Origin of the sequence: Mesorhizobium neociceri, assembly GCF_013520985.1 — a bacterium.
In the GTDB taxonomy this organism is placed as follows: Bacteria; Pseudomonadota; Alphaproteobacteria; order Rhizobiales; family Rhizobiaceae; genus Mesorhizobium; species Mesorhizobium neociceri.
The window spans coordinates 568,466-585,237 of record NZ_JACDTY010000002.1; the positions used below are offsets into that span (position 1 = coordinate 568,466).

Consider the following 16,772-nt stretch of genomic DNA (forward strand, 5'->3'; position numbering starts at 1 on the left):
GCATGGCCGGATGCGCCCGCGTCAGCGCCAGCCGAGAGCCGGCGCGACGTGCTTCAGTATCGCCTCGATGACGTGGGCGTTGTACTCGACGCCGAGCTGATTGGGGACGGTCAGAAGCAGCGTGTCGGCCTCGGCGATTGCTTCGTCCTCCTTCAACTGCTTGATCAGCACATCCGGCTCGGCGGCATAGGTGCGGCCGAAGACGGCGCGCTTCTCCGGTTCGATGTAACCAAAGTGGTCCTCGCTGTCATTGCCGCCGAAATAGGCACGGTCGCGGTCATCGACCAGCGCGAAGATGCTGCGGCTGACCGACACGCGCGGCTCGCGCGCATGCCCGGCCTCCTTCCACGCCGCGCGGAAGGCGCGGATCTGTTCGGCCTGCTGGATGTGAAGCGGCTGTCCGCTCTCGTCGAATTTCAGCGTCGAGCTTTGCAGGTTCATGCCGAGCTTGCCCGCCCATTCGGCAGTGGCGTTCGTGGCGGCGCCCCACCAGATCCTGTCGCGCAGGCCGGCTGAGAACGGTTCGAGGCGCAGCATTCCGGGCGGATTGGGAAACATCGGCCGCGGATTGGGCTGCGCAAAGCCTTCGCCGCGCAGCACGTTGAGGAAAACCTCGGCATGGTTGCGCGCCATGTCGGCATCGCTCTGGCCTTCCTGCGGCACGTAGCCGAAATAGCGCCAGCCGTCGATCACCTGCTCCGGCGAGCCGCGGCTGATGCCGAGCTGCAGCCGGCCACCGGCGATCAGGTCGGCAGCACCCGCATCCTCGGCCATATAGAGCGGATTTTCATAGCGCATGTCGATGACGGCGGTGCCGATCTCGATGCGGCTGGTGCGGGCGCCGACAGCGGCCAGAAGCGGATAGGGCGACGCGAGCTGGCGGGCAAAATGATGGACGCGAAAATACGCGCCGTCCGCACCCAGCTCCTCGGCCGCTACCGCCAGGTCAATCGACTGCAGAAGCGCGTCGGCAGCCGAGCGCGTCTGCGATTGCGACGAGGGCGACCAATGGCCGAAGGAAAGAAAGCCGATCTTTTTCATATGCGCGTCCTGTTCTTTGCAGGTCCCTACTTCGTCGCCCGTGCGACTGGGTTCAATCGTATCTCACGCAACGCAGTGTCAATGGCAGCGGTCTTGACGGTTTCGCGACGATACCCATCAGTGTGCAACGCATCAGGCCATGACCGCCAGCGATGCCATTGTGCGGCCATGCCAGCATCTGCCGCGCCGCGCCTTTTGGCGCAAATGAACCAACCAGAGGCGATGTGCCGCAAACTCCATTCGCTTCACGGGCCGGTTTTGAAATCTTCTCGCTCATTTAATTTCTACAAAATCAGTAGGCTTAACGCGGATAGCCAACCGTGCAAGGAGCCCGAAATGTCGAAAAAGCTGGTGGTGGGACTGTCGGGCAACCTGACCCGTCCGTCCAAGACCAATGCGTTTGTCAGCCACATCGCCTGCGAGCTGGCGAGCCGTGCCGGCGCGGCTTCGAGCGTTTTCGACATCGAGGATCTCGGCCCATCCTTCCCGCCGGCCAGGCAGCTTGCCGATCTCGACCCGGCGGCCCGCGCCATTGTCGAGTTGGTGCTCGGCGCCGATGTGCTGGTGGTCGGCTCGCCGACCTTCAAGGGCAGCTATACCGGGCTTTTCAAGCACTTCTTCGACCTGCTCGACCCATCATCGCTGCGCGGCAAGCCAATCATCCTCGCGGCAACCGGTGGCGGCGAGCGTCATTCATTGATCGTCGAGCACCAGTTGCGGCCGCTGTTCGGCTTCTTCGAGGCGCAGACCATGCCGACCGCGATCTACGCCTCGGACAAGGATTTCGCCAATGGCGTGCTGGTGTCCGAAGCCGTCCTGGCGCGGGCCCGACAGGCAGTCGCTGAGGCATGCCGGGTGGCCGGCGCACCCAACAGGGTCGGCCTTGCTGCCTGAACGCGGAATGTCGTCCACGACTACTGCTTGGTGAACGTGCCCGTATAAGTGCGGTCGGCAAGCCCATAGGTGACGGCCAGCGTTCCGTCCGCCTGCATGACCGCGCTGACGTCCCCGCCATTGGGAAGCCGCCGCAGTTTCAACGTGTTGCCAAAAATCTTGCCTTCGCCGTCGGCCACGCCCGGTTTGTTGTCGGCGATATCGCCCCAGGCGTAGGTGGCGGTGACATTGCCGCCGCGCGAAATCGTCAGCACGGCAAGCTTGCCGTCATACATCCCATCCAGCTGTCCGCCCCAAATGCCGGAAAATGCGACATATTTGGCCGGGATGCCCTCGCCTGGGGGCATGACCCGCACTGACGGATCGAGGACAGCCGCACCATCTCCGGCAGAGATCGCGGCAGGCGCCATCGGCTGGGGTGCCGGCGCTGGCGGCGGGGATGGTGGTTCAGGCGCCGACTGGCAGGCAACAAGCATGAATGCCGCGAAACCGAGCGTCGGAAAAAGACTGTTTGGTGGAGCCAACCGGATACCAACCTTGTTCAAAAATTTAACAAAAACAAACAGTTCGCCTATATGTAGGCGATGCTTGGCATATCTACCATTTTTGAACATGGTTGCAAAGTTTGAGATTTCGTCGCAACGCAATACGCATGAGGAGGAGCAGCGCAATTTCTCCCTCGCCTTCGCGTGATTGTTCGGTATCGGACGGACGCTTGAAAGGCCGTGAATTTCTGCCCTAAATCGGGTTGGTCGGAGTTTCAGGGAGGAATTCTCGATGACCAACACTTTTCATACAGTCACGGTCGAAAAAGCCGCCGAAGCCTATGTCCTCTCCAGAGGCAGGGCCCGGTTTCTCTCCATCGCACAGGCGATCCGCGCCATCCGAACACTGATGCCGGCATGCAATGCTACCGACCGCGAGTTGGAGGCGTTGCTGGCGGCCGCATCCATCGTTCACGGTGTGCCCGTCGCCTTCGACGCAAAAACAGCCGATGGCGCAGAACCACGGCTCCATTCGTAGTGCCGGAAATGCCCGCGCTCGCGCAGACGCCTACCGTATCCGACATTCGCCAGGCGATTGTCCGCTACCTGATCGACAATGTCGGCACGCCGACCATTTCGATATCCGAAGTGAACCGCGCCGTGAGGAGCACGTTTTCACTTTGCCAACTCACGGATTGGGAACTTGGCGATCTCATCGCGCGAAGTGCGATCGACGCAGGATTTGCGATTGAATTCGACATAGCGGACCTCTGACTGCGTGCTTTGTCGCCGCAAAACAGAGGCATTAGTCAAACCCACTTTGTCTGTTCTAGATGAGCCTCGGCACATCCAGTCGATGGACACGTCCCTGGGTCTGGGTTTTCCACGCCGGATAGCGCTCTAACACCAACGGATCGTGGCCGGGCACTATATGCGCCCGTGACGTCGCCAGCTGTTCCAACCGCGTATAGCTTCGCAGCGTCTGCGCAACATCGACAGTGATGGAGAACGGCTTCCGCTGTTCGAAATTCTCGTAGAGATGGGTGGCATCCGAGGCAAGCACCACAAAACCAGAGTCGGTCGCTACGCGCACGCACTGCAAGCCGAGCGAGTGTCCGCCCGCCCGATGCACGCTGACACCGGGGGCGACTTCGCCATCGCCGTCATGGAACTGCACACGGCCAGAAAAGACGCGGCGGACCATGCCGCAGACATGCTCGACGTTGAAGGTGCGCCGCACGAACTCATCGCACATGCATGCGCCGGTTGCGAAAGCCATTTCGGCTTCCTGGAGATGAAAATGCGCCGACGGAAAATCGTCAAGCGTTCCCGCATGGTCGAAATGCATATGGGTGATTATCACGCTATCGACTGCGTGCGCTTCAATTCCGATTTGCGCCAATGCTTCTGTCGGCTTCTGAATAAATTTGCGCCCACGCCCCTCAGCTTCGGCGCGATCCATTCCTGTATCGACGATGATGGTTCGGTTGGAATTGCGGATGACCCATATGAAGTAGTCGATTGGCTCAATATTGGTGTGATCGTCCGGCAGCATGAAGTTATCAATTCGTGTGCGCTTGTCATGAAAGGCATACTTCACGGCCAGGATTTCATATGTCTCGGACATTATTGGCTCCCCACACATCAATAGCCAACATCGAGCGTCACAGAACAGATACAGCTTGTCAAATTGGCGAACCAGCCGACTACATCGGCCGCGAGGACGGCGGACAAATAGCGTTCCAAGAGCGAAAGCCTGCGACGACTGGCTCCCAATCCACGTCGATCTTCACTCGCTCAATACGGCCACGCCGTCGGACCTCTCGGTAATCGGAGGACTTAAGGAATATCTTGATTTCGGCCTTACCAACATCGGTTCGAACGGCGTCCGGGACGCGCAATCGAACTCAATACACATCACCGCGGAGCTGGACATACCCCCGACAAGGCACGGATTCCTGCATTGTGGTCCACCGCTGTGCACCACATTCGCGAAATAAAGTCTTGAAACCTAGAGAGTGACTGGTGGAGCCAATCGGAATCGAACCGACGACCTCTTGAATGCCATTCAAGCGCTCTCCCAACTGAGCTATGGCCCCACTCCGGCAGTCAGCCGGCGCCGTTACCGGCGTAGAGGTCCGGCGCGATTTTCAACACCGCGCCGTTTAGTGCAGGCGGCTTCTAACCCCGCCTTCCCTGAATATCAAGCCTGCAAGAACCGCTTTTTCGAAACAGCGCAAGAAAGCCTGCGGGCGTAGCTGCCCGCGGCCGATCAGACCTCGTCGTCGTCGTCGCCGACGCCGATCATGTCGGCGACGTCGTCATCTTCTTCTTCTTCGTCGGCAAGGAAGGTGTCGTCCTCGTCGTCGCCGAGGTCCACATCGTCCTCGTCGTCACCCAGATCGGGAAGGTCGTCGCCGGCCTTGACGTCTTCGTCGGCCTCTTCAAGCGAGACGACTTCAACGCCTTCTTCTTCCTCGGCGTCTACTTCCTTCTCGGCCACTTCCTCTTCCTCTTCGATGGCGGCAATCTTGCCTTCCTCAAAGTAGGAACGCGGATATGTCTTGCCCGTATAGGGCGAGACGATCGGGTCCTTGTTCAGGTCGTAGAATTTTCGGCCCGTCTCAGGGTCGACACGCTTTGTGCCAAGTTCGTTTTTTGCCACGGCAAGCCTCGTCAGTAAAAGAGTGGTCCCCTTAACCACAGTTTACCGCGCTGTCAAAGCGAAAAGCCGGCGTCACAAAACCAAGTACTGAAAGGCCTCGCGCCAAGTGACGACCATGGGGATGACCATTTGTGCCCGCCGTGATACGAGACCGCCGCAACAAATGAAAAGCGCCGGTGCGCCGGCATTCCGTCCAGGGAAATTCCATGTCTCACGCCGCCGCTGCCAAGCCGGCCACCGCCCGCAAATCCCCAGCCCTTTCCGGCACCGCCCGCGTGCCGGGCGACAAGTCGATTTCACACCGTTCCATGATGTTTGGCGGCCTGGCCTCCGGCGAAACCCGGGTCACCGGCCTGCTCGAAGGCGAGGATGTGATGCGCACGGCCGCGGCCATGAAGGCGATGGGCGCGCATATCGAGAAGCGCGGCACCGAATGGGTGATCCGCGGCACCGGCAATGGCGCGCTGCTGCAGCCGGAAGGCCCTCTCGACTTTGGCAATGCCGGCACCGGCTCGCGCCTCACCATGGGCCTTGTCGGCACTTACGATATGGAGACGACCTTCATCGGCGACGCTTCGCTGTCGGGACGGCCGATGGGTCGCGTGCTCGAACCCTTGCGCCAGATGGGCGTGCAGGTGCTGAAGGCGACGCCCGGCGACCGCATGCCGATCACGCTGCATGGACCGAAACACGCTGCACCCATCACCTACCGCGTGCCGATGGCCTCGGCACAGGTGAAGTCGGCGGTGCTGCTCGCCGGCTTGAACACGCCCGGCATCACCACCGTGATCGAGCCGGTGATGACGCGCGACCACACTGAAAAGATGCTTAGGGGATTTGGCGCCAATCTGTCGGTCGAGACCGATGAGCGCGGCGTGCGTCATATCTTCATCGAAGGCCAGGGCAAGCTGACGGGACAGATCATCGCGGTGCCCGGCGACCCCTCCTCGGCCGGCTTCCCGCTGGTGGCGGCCCTGATCGTGCCGGGTTCGGACATTGTCATCGAGAATGTGCTGATGAACCCAACCCGCACCGGCCTTTTGCTGACGCTGCAGGAAATGGGCGGCAAGATCGACATCTTGAACCCGCGCAATGCCGGCGGCGAGGATGTCGCCGATCTGCGCGTGCGTTATTCCGAATTGAAGGGCGTCACCGTGCCGCCCGAGCGGGCGCCGTCGATGATCGACGAATACCCGGTGCTGGCTGTCGCCGCGAGCTTCGCCGAGGGCGAGACGCTGATGCAGGGGCTGGAAGAATTGCGGGTAAAGGAATCCGACCGGCTGTCGGCGGTCGCCAACGGTCTGAAGATCAATGGCGTCGACTGCACCGAAGGCGAGGCTTCGCTTGCGGTGCGCGGTAAGCCCGGCGGTAAAGGGCTGGGTGGCCATCCCAATGGCCAGGACACCACCGTGCAGACGCATCTCGACCACCGCATCGCCATGAGCTTTCTGGTGATGGGCCTGGCGACGGAAAAGCCGGTGACAATCGACGACGCCGCCATGATCGCGACGAGCTTCCCGGAGTTCATGGGATTGATGACGGGGCTGGGCGCGGAGATCGGGTAAAAGGTTGATGGTTTGGAGCCAAACTGGAACGCTGGCGGGACAGCGCCCCCCTCTGTCCTGCCGGACATCTCCCCCACACGGGGGGAGATCAGCTGTCACTGCGGCTTTCGCCAATCGCCAACGTTGCAGAATTGAGCGGAGCGCCAGACCTGCCAATCTCCCCCCTTGTGGGGGAGATGTCCGGCAGGACAGAGGGGGGCGCGAAGGATCGCCACGCCTGCACTTTTCATTGGCCTGCCAATGACCTTCACCATCGCCATCGACGGACCCGCCGGCGCCGGCAAAGGCACGCTGGCCCGGCGCCTCGCCGACCACTATCGCCTCAACCTGCTCGACACCGGCCTCACCTATCGAGCCGTTGCCCATGCGCTGATCCAGCACGCGCTGCCGCTCGACAACGTCTCGGCCGCAGAAACCGCCGCCCGGCAGGTCGATCTGGCGAAGCTCGACCGGGCGGTGCTGTCGGCGCATGCGGTTGGCGAAGCAGCCTCAAAGGTCGCGGTTTATCCTACCGTGCGGCGCATCCTGGTCGAGAAGCAGCGCGACTTCGCCAAAACGCCGCCGGGTGCCGTGCTTGACGGGCGCGACATCGGCACCGTCGTGTGCCCGGACGCCGACATCAAACTCTATGTGACGGCCAGCGCCGAGGTGCGCGCGCAGCGTCGGCTGGCCGAGATTGAGAGCATCGGCGGCTCCGCCAATTTTTCCGAAATCCTCGCCGATATCGTGCGCCGGGACGAGCGCGACATGGGCAGGGCCGACTCGCCGCTGAAGCCCGCCACCGACGCACACTTGCTTGATACCTCCGAAATGGCTATAGAGGCCGCGTTTCTGGCGGCCAAAGCGATCATCGACGACGCCTTGGCCAAGAGAGATAAAGTCTGATTGAAGGTTTTCCCGCTGCCACCGATTGCCGGAAGCGAAGAAAATACCCATATCGGACACGAACCAGCCTGCCAGCATTCTTCATGCGCCGGAATTGCCGCTTAGGCGGCCCAGGGCTTTTGTAGCCCGGAACGCCGGCAGGCTAACGCAACGCTAACCCACGGCGCCCGTCCCGCTTCCAGATGCGGGGCACTCCAGGAGAAAATATGTCAGCTGCAAATCCCACTCGCGACGATTTCGCGAGCCTGCTCGAAGAATCATTTACCACCGGTCACTCCGGCGAAGGTCAGGTCGTCAAGGGCACGATCCTGGCGATCGAAAAAGACATGGCCATCATCGACGTCGGCCTCAAGGTCGAAGGCCGCGTGCCGCTGAAGGAATTCGGCGTCAAGGGCAAGGACTCGACGCTCAAGGTCGGCGACACGGTCGAGGTCATGGTCGAGCGCATCGAGAACGCGCTGGGCGAAGCCGTCCTGTCGCGCGACAAGGCCCGCCGCGAAGAGAGCTGGGTCAAGCTCGAAGAGAAGTTCACCAAGGGTGAGCGCGTCGAAGGCGTCATCTTCAACCAGGTCAAGGGCGGCTTCACTGTCGACCTCGACGGCGCCGTGGCCTTTCTGCCGCGCAGCCAGGTCGATATCCGCCCGATCCGCGATGTCTCCCCGCTGATGCACAACCCGCAGCCCTTCGAGATCCTCAAGATGGATCGCCGCCGCGGCAACATCGTGGTGTCGCGCCGCACCGTGCTTGAGGAAAGCCGCGCCGAACAGCGTTCGGAAATCGTGCAGAACCTCGAAGAAGGCCAGGTTGTCGAAGGCGTCGTCAAGAACATCACCGATTACGGTGCGTTCGTCGACCTCGGCGGCATCGATGGCCTGCTGCATGTCACCGACATGGCATGGCGCCGCGTCAACCATCCGACCGAAATCCTCAACATCGGTCAGACGGTCAAGGTGCAGATCATCCGCATCAACCAGGAAACCCACCGTATCTCGCTCGGCATGAAGCAGCTCGAGAGCGATCCGTGGTCCGAGATCGGCACCAAGTTCCCGATCGGCAAGAAGATCAAGGGTACTGTCACCAACATCACCGACTACGGCGCGTTCGTCGAGTTGGAGCCGGGCATCGAGGGCCTCATCCACGTTTCGGAAATGTCGTGGACCAAGAAGAACGTGCACCCCGGCAAGATCCTGTCGACGACGCAGGAAGTCGACGTGGTGGTGCTCGAGGTCGATCCGGCCAAGCGCCGCATCTCGCTCGGTCTCAAGCAGACGCTCGAGAATCCGTGGCAGGCTTTCGCGTCGAGCCATCCGGTCGGCAGCCAGGTCGAGGGCGAGGTCAAGAACAAGACCGAGTTCGGCCTGTTCATCGGCCTCGAAGGCGACGTGGACGGCATGGTGCACCTCTCCGACCTCGACTGGACCCGTCCGGGCGAGCAGGTCATCGAAGAGTACAATCGCGGCGACATGGTCAAGGCGCAGGTGCTCGACGTCGACATCGACAAGGAGCGCATCTCGCTCGGCATCAAGCAGCTGGCCAAGGATACGGTCGGCGAAGCGGCGACTTCAGGCGAACTGCGCAAGAACGCGGTCGTCACCTGCGAGGTCATCGGCGTCAAGGATGGCGGTCTGGAAGTGCGGCTGGTCGACAGCGGCATCGAGACCTTCATCAAGCGCTCCGACCTCAGCCGTGACCGCGACGAGCAGCGCCCCGAGCGCTTCACCGTCGGCCAGAAGGTTGACGCTCGCGTCATCGCCTTCGACAAGAAGACCCGCAAGCTGCAGGTCTCGATCAAGGCGCTGGAAATCGCCGAAGAGAAGGAAGCAGTCGCACAGTACGGCTCGACCGACTCCGGCGCTTCGCTGGGCGACATTCTGGGCGCCGCGCTGAAGAAGCAGGGCAGCTAAGTTTTGGCTGCCTGCCGCGCCTCGCGCGCGGTCTGAACAAGGAGACCCGCGGGCCGCAAGGCTCGCGGGTTTTTTCATGCTCGGTGAGAGCCGGGTGGCACAAGACAAATACGGTACAACCCCTTCACCTCCGCACGCACGGCTGTAGGGTCGGGCGTATGTGGGCAATGACACGAGAAGCCACGCCCTTCGGGCAACAGAGAAGCATTGCGCATGAAGGTCGTCGAACTCTATCGCTATCCGGTCAAGAGCCTGCGCGGCCATGCCGTGCAGAGCTCTGACGTCGAGACCATGGGCATGGCCGGGGACCGCCGCTGGATGGTCGTCGACAAGGACGGACAATTCCTCACCATTCGCCAGATACCGGCAATGACGACGATCGACGTCGAGCATCGCGGCGCGGGCATCCTGCTGAAACATGACAGGCATGGCTCGCATGCCGTTGACGCTCCAGGCTCAGGTTCTGCGCTCCGTCAGGTCAAGATCTGGAAAGATATGGTCGCTGCGCGGTCGGGCGATCCGGCCGCCGGCGCTTATCTCTCCACGATTCTTGGCCGGCCCGTCGATCTCGTCTATTTCGACGATCCGCGAAACCGGCCGGTCGATCCGGAATTCGGCCAGCTTGGCGACTATGTCAGCTTTGCCGACGGTTTTCCGCTGCTGATCGCCACGACGGGCTCGCTGGAGCATCTGAACAGCCATCTTGCCAGACCCATCGAGATGGCGCGGTTTCGGCCAAACATCGTCCTCGACGCAGAAGGCGCATGGCCCGAAGACAGCTGGAAGACGATCCGCATCGGCTCTGTCGAGCTGCGGATCGCAAAGCCCTGCTCGCGCTGTGTCATCACCACCCGCGATCCGCACAGCGGCGAGCAGCCGGACCCGCGCGAGCCGTTGCAGACGCTTGGCAAACTCCACCGCTCCGCCAAGGGTGGCATCATCTTCGGTCAGAACGCGATTCCCAACAACGCCGGCACGATCGCCATCGGCGATGCAGTCGAGGTCGTGGAGGCGGGCGTCTCGAACCTGACATAGTCGCGGGTTCTTCTAACGCCGTAGAGCGTCAGCGGCCGCCACGCTCGCCAGTTGGCAATGGCCGCCATTGGAAGCCAGTCGGTCGGAGGCCCTATGACTCGCATCGGTTTTGTCGCAGCATTCCTGCTGGCCGGCGCTGCGGCGGCGTCGGCGGCATTACCTCCCTACTGGCAGCGCAAGGCCGAGATCGACGCCATCACCGACAGTGGCGATGTTGCGCGCAAGCTGGAAAATCATGGCCCCATCGACGTGATCGAGCATGTCGGAAACGACCACTACCGGGTGGGCGGCGGCTGCACGCTCGATGTGTTTATCGTCGACGATGCGAGCGCAGAACCGATGCCGGGCCCGCGCAAGTTCAAGCTGCAGATAGGCAACCTCGTCTGCAAATGAGGCGCCCTGCGCGGCGCTTCTTCAGGCGCGGCCGTAAAGTGGCACCAGCGTTCCGCTCATCGCCAGATTGGCCGGCGATGCGAGATAGGCGATGGCCTCGGCTGCGGCTTCCAGGCTGACCCATTTGGTGACATCGGCATCCGGCATGTCGGCACGGTTGGCGGGCGTATCGAGCGTCGAGGGCGCGACCGCGTTGACCAGTATGCCTTTGTGCTTCAGCTCCTCCGCCATCGCCACGGTCATGGCTGCGACAGCGGCCTTGCTGGCGGTATAGGCGACCATGCCGGCGCCGCGGCGCGGGTCGAGCCCGGCGCGCGCCGTGACATTGACGATGCGGCCCGCAGTAGCCGAGGCAAGCATGGAGCGCACCGCGGCGCGGCAGCACAGGAAGGCAGTGCGGGCGTTGGTGTCCATCATTTCGGCAAAGGATGCGGATTCGATTTTCTCCACCGGCGCTGCGGTAAAGCCGCCGGCCAGATGGATGGAGGCCCACAGATCGGGAACGCTGGCGTAGAAGGCATCGACCTTGGAGGGATCGGCAAGATCGACATTATGCGCCAGCCGGACGCGATCATCCGACACGAAGGGAAAATGCGAGGGGGCCGCGGCATGGGCATTGGGCACATGGCAGGTCGCGCCATCGGCCAATAGTTTGCCGACGACCGCTGCACCGAGTGCCCCGGTGCCACCGGTCACCACGATATGCTTTCCCTGAACTGTTTCCGTCATCCTGGACGCTCCTGTCGTTTTTTATGATTATGTCTGTCGTTATGCCGCGCCCGACGCAGAGCGTCGCGCCTTTTGCACGATCACTCAACCGCCATCTCGACATGGCAGTGTTGCGTCTTTGCATCGCTCGAAGCCGCCGGCCGCCCGCTTTGCCGGCGCGTGGACGTACGGCGGACGGCAAAGCGTCAATCGATGGTGATTTCGATGACGTGCGGCAGGCCAGTTGCGCGTGCGCGTTTCAGCGCGTCGGCGAGGCCTGCAGTGCCGGCAAGCCGTTCGGCGGCAATGCCGTAGGCCTCGGCCAGCTTGCAGAAATCCGGCGGCGCCGGCGACACGCCGACCGGCTCGACACCGACGTCGAGCATCGAGGTCTCGATCTCGCGATAGCCCCTGTTGTTCCAGACGACGAAGATGACCGGCGCCGGTGCATCGAGCGCCGCACCAAGTTCCGGCAGGGTGAACTGGAAACCGCCATCGCCGGTGAGGCAGACCACCGGCACGCCGGGCATGGCGAGCGCCGCACCGATCGCCGCCGGCGGCCCGTAGCCGAGCGCACCGAAGCCGGTGGCTGCGTTGAACCAGCCGCCCGGCCGGTCATGGTCGTAATAGAGGTTGGCGGCGTAGATCGGCTGTGTGGAATCGCCGACGATGATGGCGCCTGGCAAGGCGTCGCGAATGGTTTCCACTGCATGCACCTGCGCGGCATAGGCCGGGCTCAATTCGGCAAAAGCCGCCTCTCGAGCCGTGGCGGCTCGCCCCTCGGCGTCCCTCGCTGCGGCATGACCAGTGCCGATCGCACCGAGCAAAGCTTCGATCGCCTCCGCGCAATCGGCCTGGATGGCGACGCTCACCGGGCGGCGGGCGAGCTGGTCGGCGCCGATATCGATGCGGATCAGATTTGTCGGCAGCACAAAGCCACCGTCGCTGTAACCATCATAGTCGGTCGGGCCGAATTCGGTGCCGGCGGCGATGACCAGGTCAGCATCGGCCATCAGCGCCCGCACCGCTTTCAGGCTCGGGCTTGCGGGCACGCAAAGCGGATGCGCGTGCAGCAGGCCGCGCGCATTGGCGGTCTGGACGACGGGCGCACCCAGCCGCTCGGCCAGGCGCTGCAATGGCTCATCGGAGCGCTTGGCGCCGCCGCCGGCCAGGATCAGCGGCCGGCGCGCGGCTGCGATCAGCTTGACGGCTTCGGCGATGGCCGCGCCATCGGGCGTCGGCGGCGCTGCATTGCTAAGCGAAGCAGTGATGCCGTCGGCCGGTTTGACCATGACGTCGGTCGGGATCTCGATATGCACAGGCCCCGGGCGCGAGGACGAAAACAGGGCGAAAGCCTGCGCCAGCGCGCCGGGCAATTCGCTTGCCTCGGTGACGCGCTGCGAAAACAGCGCCACCTTTTCCATCATGCCGCGCTGGTCCGGCAGCTCGTGCAGGAAGCCCAGCCCCTTGCCCAGCGTCGGCATCGCATTGACGCCCGAAATCACCAGCATCGGCACCGAATCGGCGCGCGCCTGGCCCATGGCGGTGATGGTGTTGGTCAGCCCCGGCCCAGTGATGACGAAGGCGACCCCCGGTCGGCCGCTGGCGCGCGCATAGCCATCGGCCATGAAGCCGGCGCCCTGTTCGTGGCGTGGCGTGACGTGGTGGATCTTCGAGCGCGCCAGCCCGCGATAGAGCTCGACCGTATGGACGCCCGGAATGCCGAAGACGGTGTCGACGCCATGCGCTTCGAGCAGGGTGATCAGGGCTTCGCCGATGGTGGTCACTTGTCTTCTCCCTTTTCCGGCGCGAGGCCGAGCTCGGCCTCTATGGCTTTGACGCCAATCGTCGCCAATTCGCCAGGCGAGAACATCTCGCCAGCCAGGCAGCCTTCCACCCAGAGCCCGTCGAGGATCGCGTTGATCGCAATGGCATGGTGGCGCAGTTCATTTGCGTCCGGCCTGCGTTGTTCGGCGCCGAGCACTTCGGCCACGACTGCTTCCACCTCGTTGCGAAAGCCGAGATAGCCTTCGCGATGGGCGCGAGCCAGCGTCGGATCCGCGCCGGCGCGGCCGATGAAGGTTGCCCAGAGCGAAAACACCCGCGCGTCGATGATCGGCGCGTTGAGGTTGGCGGTGACGAAGGCCGCAAGGCGCTGGCGAGGCGAGGCGCCTTCCATGACCAATGCCGCTTTCGCCTGCTCGGTCATGCGGCCCATCAGCGCCGCGTAGGCTTCCTGCAGCAATTCTTCCTTGCCTGGGAAATAGTGCCGGATCAGCCCGGCGGTGACGCCCGCGCGCAATGCGATGGTGCGCAGGCTGGCGCCCTCCAGCCCATGTTCGGCCACGCTGTCCAGGGTTGCGTCGATCAAATCCTGCCGCCGCCGCTCCTCGCCCTCGCGGCGGAACTTGCGGCGCTCATTCATTGGCGCAGGATGGGCCGCGTCAGGCATGTCGGCCCGCCTTCGCAGGCGATGCAGAGCGCATCCGCCTCGAAGAGTTGAACCGTGCAGCCGGCTGCCTCCATCGAAGCCCTGGTCTTGGGAAAGCCTGCGACGGCAATGACCTTGTGTGGGCTGGTTGGCAGCACGTTCAGGCTGAGTCCGTTGGACGCTGCGAACTCTTCGGCGTCGCCCTCGACCAGCCGGATGCCGCGCGCCTTCAGCAACTGGTAGAACGGCGCGGGCAACAGCGGCGAATAGACCAAAGCGAGGTCGTCGGCCAGCGGGCTGATCACCGACATCAGATGCAGGCATGCCTCTTCGCCCTGCCACAGCGGCAGATCGAAGCCGTAGACGGAAATGCCCAGCGGCGTCAGCAGGTTGGAAACCTGCTGGATACCTTCCTGGTTGGAGCGCACACCGCGCCCGATTATCAGAGTGCGGGCATCCAACCATACGCAATCACCGCCCTCGACCTGGCCGGGAGCCTCGACGCGGCCGAGGATAGGAATACCCAGGCGCGTGTAGGTCTCCTCATGCAGCGATGGCTCGCTGGCGCGCAATGGCTTGCCCATGGACAGGATCAGCGCGCCGCGGTTGGTCATCAGCGACGGGTCGTGGGTGAATACCGAATCCGACAGCCCGTCGGCCTTGTCATCGATCCATTCGATGTCGGCGCCGGAAGCCGTCACCAGTTCAGCGAGGGCCGCGTGCTGCGACGCCGCTTTCGCCGGGTCGAAACCCGGGCCATAGTGCCAGGTAGCCCTGTCGGCGCCGCGCATGGCATTGGCCGCCGACCGCATCAGCACACGCCGCAACGGCGCCGCCATGGACTGTGATCCGAAAGCGCTCATCAGTGCCCTTTTCCAGGTGAAAAAAATGGAAGAAATTTCATCGAAAGCTATTTATACACTTGCACAATAAGGCTGCAAGTGCCGTAATGAGCGGGATTGACGGGCTCGCGCTGTTGGGTCCATGCTGAAGTCTGGAGTGGGCATTACAGCGTATGTTGATTAGCCGGATAGACGTTCGACGATCTGCGGTCGACTCTGTGGTAGAGGTCGCCCGGTGAGCGCGGTGGGAGCCGCCGCAGTCCGATCCGGCGAGGCGCAGAACAGCGCCGCCGAAGCCATCCATGTCGAGAACCTGCACAAGAAATTCGGCCAGCTGCATGTGCTGAAGGGCGTTTCGCTGTCGGCACGTGACGGCGAGGTGATCGCCATCATCGGCGGCTCGGGCTCCGGCAAATCGACGCTGCTGCGCTGCATCAACTGCCTGGAAAATCCGACGAGCGGCATCATCCGCGTCAATGGCGAAGAGATCAAACTCAAGGCCGACAGCCATGGCCACACCATTCCCGCCGACCGCCGGCAGATCGAACGCATCCGCTCCAAGCTCGGTATGGTGTTCCAGAACTTCAACCTGTGGAGCCACATGACGCTGATCGAAAACGTCATCGAGGTCCCGGTGCATGTGCTGGGCGTCAAGCGCGACGTCGCGATCAGGGAAGCCGAAAAGCTTTTGGCACGCGTCGGTCTCGCCGAAAAGCGCGACGTCTATCCGGCATATCTCTCCGGCGGCCAGCAGCAGCGCGCGGCGATTGCCCGCGCGCTCGCCATCAATCCGCGTGTCATGCTGTTCGACGAGCCGACCTCGGCGCTCGACCCGGAACTGGTCGGCGAGGTGCTGAAGGTGATCGGCGACCTGGCGCGCGAGGGGCGCACCATGGTGCTGGTCACGCATGAAATGAAGTTCGCCCGCGAGGTCGCGACCCATGTCGTCTACCTCTGCAACGGGCTGGTCGAGGAAGAGGGGCCGCCGGAGCAGATCTTCGGCGCACCGAAATCCGAAAGGCTGAAGCAGTTCATCCGCAACATCGGCTAGGAAAGCCGGGACGGAAGAAAACCGGGAACCAACAACAAACTGGGAGTCGTGAAAATGAAGACTGTTCTGAAAACATTCGCAGCAGCGCTGCTGCTCGGCGTCGCTGCCATGGGCGTGGCCAAGGCCGATCCGGTCAAGATCGGTGTAGCCGCCGAGCCCTATCCGCCCTTCACCTCGCCGGACGCTTCCGGCAAATGGGTCGGCTGGGAAATCGAGTTCATCGACGCCGTCTGCGCCGAGGAGAAGCTCGACTGCGTCATCACGCCTGTCGCGTGGGACGGCATCATCCCGGCGCTGACGACCAAGAAGATCGACCTCATCGTCTCCTCGATGTCGATCACCGCCGAACGCGAGAAGACCATCGACTTCTCGGACAAGTACTACAACACGCCGACCGCCATCATCGGCCCGAAGGACCAGAAATTCGGCGCCACGCCGGACGATCTCAAGGGCAAGGTGGTTGGTGTGCAGGTGTCCACCGTGCATGCCGTCTACGCCAAGAAGCACTTCACCGGGGCTTCCGAGATCAAGGAATACCAGACCCAGGATGAAGCCAACAACGATCTTGCCGCCGGCCGTCTCGACGCGGTGCAGGCCGATTCGATCGCGCTCGGCGAATTCCTGAAGTCGGACCAGGGCAAGGCCTGCTGCGACCTGAAGGGGATGGTGGCTCCCGACGATGAAGTGCTCGGACCGGGCGTCGGCGCTGGGGTGCGCAAGGAAGACACCGAGCTCAAGGGCAAGATCAACGCCGGCATCAAGGCGATCCGCTCGAACGGCAAATATGACGAGATCTCGAAGAAATACTTCGATTTCGACATTTACGGCGGCGGCGGTGCGCAGTCGAACTGACGATCCTCGCATGAGCTAGGA

The 16,772-nt window shown here is 62.8% G+C and carries 20 protein-coding genes and 1 tRNA gene; 10 read left to right on the forward strand and 11 right to left on the reverse strand.

Translation table 11 applies throughout. The annotated features are described in order from the left end of the window. Positions 1-21: 21 nt before the first annotated feature. A complete protein-coding gene (locus tag H0241_RS06770) occupies positions 22-1,041 on the reverse strand; it encodes an LLM class flavin-dependent oxidoreductase (RefSeq protein ID WP_181056625.1) in 1,020 nt (339 codons plus the stop codon). Positions 1,042-1,093: 52 nt separating this feature from the next. Beyond that, positions 1,094-1,318 carry a hypothetical protein gene (locus H0241_RS06775; RefSeq protein ID WP_181056626.1) on the reverse strand — a complete coding sequence of 75 codons (225 nt, stop codon included), beginning with the start codon at positions 1,316-1,318 and terminating at the stop codon, positions 1,094-1,096. A gap of 59 nt (positions 1,319-1,377) precedes the next feature. Between H0241_RS06775 and msuE the strand changes: the two genes are divergently transcribed. Further along, the gene (gene msuE / locus H0241_RS06780; protein WP_181056627.1) at positions 1,378-1,935 is read left to right on the forward strand and encodes an FMN reductase; all 558 of its coding nucleotides are present in this window, start codon (positions 1,378-1,380) and stop codon (positions 1,933-1,935) included. 20 nt (positions 1,936-1,955) lie between these two features. Here msuE and H0241_RS35570 read toward each other — a convergent pair whose 3' ends face one another. Next, positions 1,956-2,720, reverse strand: a complete 765-nt coding sequence (locus tag H0241_RS35570; protein WP_235984057.1) for a hypothetical protein — start codon at positions 2,718-2,720, stop codon at positions 1,956-1,958. Here H0241_RS35570 and H0241_RS06790 point away from each other — a divergent pair. Together H0241_RS06790 and H0241_RS06795 are read left to right on the forward strand one after the other, a co-directional pair. Then, positions 2,713-2,958 (forward strand): hypothetical protein, encoded by a 246-nt coding sequence (locus tag H0241_RS06790; RefSeq protein WP_181056628.1) that lies wholly within the window; start codon positions 2,713-2,715, stop codon positions 2,956-2,958. The genes H0241_RS35570 and H0241_RS06790 overlap by 8 nt on opposite strands. A gap of 8 nt (positions 2,959-2,966) precedes the next feature. After that, positions 2,967-3,194 (forward strand): hypothetical protein, encoded by a 228-nt coding sequence (locus H0241_RS06795; protein WP_181056629.1) that lies wholly within the window; start codon positions 2,967-2,969, stop codon positions 3,192-3,194. Between the two features lie 55 nt (positions 3,195-3,249). On the opposite strand, the gene H0241_RS06800 is transcribed toward H0241_RS06795, so the two are convergent. The 4 genes from H0241_RS06800 to H0241_RS06810 all read right to left on the reverse strand — a co-directional run bounded on the left by H0241_RS06800 (position 3,250) and on the right by H0241_RS06810 (position 5,085). Then, positions 3,250-4,047: an N-acyl homoserine lactonase family protein gene (locus H0241_RS06800; protein ID WP_181056630.1), complete on the reverse strand. Its 798-nt coding sequence runs from the start codon at positions 4,045-4,047 to the stop codon at positions 3,250-3,252. Positions 4,048-4,126: 79 nt separating this feature from the next. Next, positions 4,127-4,321, reverse strand: coding sequence for a hypothetical protein (locus H0241_RS36345; RefSeq protein ID WP_407941725.1), 195 nt, complete (start codon positions 4,319-4,321; stop codon positions 4,127-4,129). Between the two features lie 122 nt (positions 4,322-4,443). Continuing rightward, positions 4,444-4,519 (reverse strand) — tRNA-Ala (locus tag H0241_RS06805). 173 nt (positions 4,520-4,692) lie between these two features. Beyond that, complete coding sequence (locus H0241_RS06810; RefSeq protein WP_181056631.1) at positions 4,693-5,085, reverse strand: TIGR02300 family protein; 393 nt, start codon at positions 5,083-5,085, stop codon at positions 4,693-4,695. Between the two features lie 206 nt (positions 5,086-5,291). Between H0241_RS06810 and aroA the strand changes: the two genes are divergently transcribed. The 5 genes from aroA to H0241_RS06835 all read left to right on the forward strand — a co-directional run bounded on the left by aroA (position 5,292) and on the right by H0241_RS06835 (position 10,867). After that, on the forward strand, positions 5,292-6,650 hold the full coding sequence (aroA, locus tag H0241_RS06815; RefSeq protein ID WP_181056632.1) for a 3-phosphoshikimate 1-carboxyvinyltransferase: 1,359 nt from the start codon (positions 5,292-5,294) through the stop codon (positions 6,648-6,650). A 234-nt stretch (positions 6,651-6,884) separates the two neighbouring features. After that, on the forward strand, positions 6,885-7,535 hold the full coding sequence (cmk, locus tag H0241_RS06820) for a (d)CMP kinase (RefSeq protein WP_181056862.1): 651 nt from the start codon (positions 6,885-6,887) through the stop codon (positions 7,533-7,535). A gap of 206 nt (positions 7,536-7,741) precedes the next feature. Further along, on the forward strand, positions 7,742-9,439 hold the full coding sequence (gene rpsA / locus H0241_RS06825; protein ID WP_112563700.1) for a 30S ribosomal protein S1: 1,698 nt from the start codon (positions 7,742-7,744) through the stop codon (positions 9,437-9,439). A gap of 213 nt (positions 9,440-9,652) precedes the next feature. Beyond that, complete coding sequence (locus H0241_RS06830; RefSeq protein WP_181056633.1) at positions 9,653-10,474, forward strand: MOSC domain-containing protein; 822 nt, start codon at positions 9,653-9,655, stop codon at positions 10,472-10,474. Positions 10,475-10,567: 93 nt separating this feature from the next. Next, complete coding sequence (locus H0241_RS06835; RefSeq protein WP_181056634.1) at positions 10,568-10,867, forward strand: hypothetical protein; 300 nt, start codon at positions 10,568-10,570, stop codon at positions 10,865-10,867. 21 nt (positions 10,868-10,888) lie between these two features. Here the strand turns inward: H0241_RS06835 and H0241_RS06840 are convergent, their stop codons facing one another. From H0241_RS06840 to H0241_RS06855, 4 genes are all read right to left on the reverse strand, one after another. Next, positions 10,889-11,596, reverse strand: coding sequence for an SDR family NAD(P)-dependent oxidoreductase (locus H0241_RS06840; protein ID WP_181056635.1), 708 nt, complete (start codon positions 11,594-11,596; stop codon positions 10,889-10,891). A gap of 185 nt (positions 11,597-11,781) precedes the next feature. Further along, complete coding sequence (locus H0241_RS06845) at positions 11,782-13,362, reverse strand: 5-guanidino-2-oxopentanoate decarboxylase (protein ID WP_181056636.1); 1,581 nt, start codon at positions 13,360-13,362, stop codon at positions 11,782-11,784. Further along, positions 13,359-14,027, reverse strand: coding sequence for a TetR family transcriptional regulator C-terminal domain-containing protein (locus H0241_RS06850; protein WP_181056637.1), 669 nt, complete (start codon positions 14,025-14,027; stop codon positions 13,359-13,361). The genes H0241_RS06845 and H0241_RS06850 overlap by 4 nt, the downstream gene beginning before the upstream one ends. Next, the gene (locus H0241_RS06855) at positions 13,997-14,869 is read right to left on the reverse strand and encodes a dimethylarginine dimethylaminohydrolase family protein (protein ID WP_181056638.1); all 873 of its coding nucleotides are present in this window, start codon (positions 14,867-14,869) and stop codon (positions 13,997-13,999) included. The genes H0241_RS06850 and H0241_RS06855 overlap by 31 nt, the downstream gene beginning before the upstream one ends. Positions 14,870-15,083: 214 nt before the next feature. Between H0241_RS06855 and H0241_RS06860 the strand changes: the two genes are divergently transcribed. Further along, positions 15,084-15,899 carry an ABC transporter ATP-binding protein gene (locus tag H0241_RS06860; RefSeq protein WP_328824635.1) on the forward strand — a complete coding sequence of 272 codons (816 nt, stop codon included), beginning with the start codon at positions 15,084-15,086 and terminating at the stop codon, positions 15,897-15,899. Between the two features lie 54 nt (positions 15,900-15,953). Beyond that, on the forward strand, positions 15,954-16,751 hold the full coding sequence (locus tag H0241_RS06865) for a transporter substrate-binding domain-containing protein (protein ID WP_181056639.1): 798 nt from the start codon (positions 15,954-15,956) through the stop codon (positions 16,749-16,751). Positions 16,752-16,772: the final 21 nt, after the last annotated feature.